The organism is Candidatus Cloacimonadota bacterium (assembly GCA_034661015.1).
Classification (GTDB): Bacteria; Cloacimonadota; Cloacimonadia; order JGIOTU-2; family JGIOTU-2; genus JAYEKN01.
Genome location: JAYEKN010000197.1, coordinates 1 through 1,863, shown reverse-complemented (window position 1 = coordinate 1,863; position 1,863 = coordinate 1). Strand labels below are relative to the sequence as shown.

1 protein-coding gene is annotated in these 1,863 nt (G+C 33.8%); it reads left to right on the top strand.

What is annotated here, in order from left to right; all coding sequences use genetic code 11:
* Positions 1-251: 251 nt before the first annotated feature.
* On the top strand, positions 252-1,265 hold the full coding sequence (locus U9P79_07615) for a site-specific DNA-methyltransferase (GenBank protein MEA2104489.1): 1,014 nt from the start codon (positions 252-254) through the stop codon (positions 1,263-1,265).
* Positions 1,266-1,863 lie beyond the last annotated feature (598 nt).

The following is a 1,863-nucleotide window of genomic DNA, read 5'->3' as shown; positions in this document are numbered from 1 at the left end:
AGGTTTGAGAACAAGAGAAAATAAAAAGTTTGAGAACAAGAGAAAATAAAAGGTTTGGGTATAAAAAAATAAAGGACTTGGGAATGAGAAAAGAAGGGGGAGTATAATAAGCAGCACTTCGCAAAAAAAATTTTAAAATACGAATGAAAAAACAGTGAAAATGCCTCATCTATTTATATGATTTGTTTGACAGCTTTTTGAAAGGTTGCGGATTTGTAAATATTTAATTAAGTAACAAAAGAAAGGTATTCATGAAAAAAGTACAAGTTAAGGGAAATTTCTTTTATAATTCCGATTGCATTTTGGGTGCAAAGCAGCATATAGCGGATAATTCAATTGATTTGATTATTACAGATCCACCTTATGGAATTGAAGGGCAAACTTTGCATAAACATTATAACCGGAATGAGGGAAATGTAATTCAGGGTTATGTAGAGGTCCCGAAAAAGGAATACGCTGCTTTCAGCCAAAAATGGATAAATGAAGCAGAAAGGATTCTGAAACCTTCCGGACAAATTTATATCGTTTCCGGTTATACGAATTTGTATCACATTCTCCATGCGTTACGTTCCACCAAACTTAAGGAAATAAATCATATCATCTGGAAATATAATTTTGGAGTTTTTACGCGCAGAAAATATGTTTCTTCTCACTATCATATTTTGTATTATGAAAAACCGGGTAAGGAAAAACGCAAATTCAATCTGAACTGTCGCTTTGGTTTGAGTGAAAAAACGGATGCGGGGAGATCGTTAAATTATCAAGATCGCGAAGATGTTTGGATTATAAATAGGGAATACAAAGCGGGCAGAGAGAAGAATAAAAACGAACTTCCCCAAAAATTGCTTATGAGAATGATCCAATACAGCAGCAATCCGGGAGATTTGATTTGCGATCTGTTTCTCGGTGGTTTCTCAACGGCAGAAGTTGCTGTTGGTTTGAAAAGAAAATTCGTTGGTTTTGAAATTTCATCCCATATTTTTGATAAAAAAATTAAAGCGATGAAAAATCTTAAGTCCGGTTTTTTAATGGACAAATTGCGCAAACCAGCACATGATGAAACAACTAATCAGGGAAAGCGGTGGAGCAAAGAAGAAATTGAAAAACTTATACTTGATTTTTCAAAACTCTATTATAAAGACGGAAAAACGAAACAAGAAAGTATAGACCTGCTATCTAAAAAATTTAAACGAGGCAAGTGGGGAATTCTGAAAATATTGAATGCGGAGAAGGGAAAGACAAAAATAATGAATAATGAACAATGAATAATGAATAATGTAAAATGAAAAAAGCAACCCGATGAAATCCCGATGAAATCCCAGTGAAATCCCAGTGAAATAAAAAAGATAAAAGCATTTCACGGGATAAATAAAAAAGATAAAATCATTTCACCCGAATGAAATATCGAAAAAAATAGATTTCACTGGGCAGGCGGGATAAATAAAACAGATAAAGGCATTTCACACCGATGAAATAAATATAAAAGCATTTCATAGTGCAGGCGGGTCAGGAAAAGTAAAAAGAATAAACTTTGCGTTCTCGGCGGTGAAAAAAAAGAAATTTTGTTCCAACTCACAAAAATAACGCTAATTAACTTAATAGATAATTTTTTTAATTCGTCACGGAATCAGGCTTCGTTACACTATGCCCAGACAGGTTGGTCCGTGACGGCTCGAAAAGGCTGCTTTACGAAAAGACACTAATTATGGCTATTTTATACGGGACAAATTGCAACAATAAGGGAAAAATAATTCAAAATTTTTTTCCATTTAAGGATTCATCCACAATAAGCGGAATGATGATAGGAAACGATTTGGATTCCTTGCTTTCAGCAGCATTATTGAAAGATATTTTCGGCTGGAA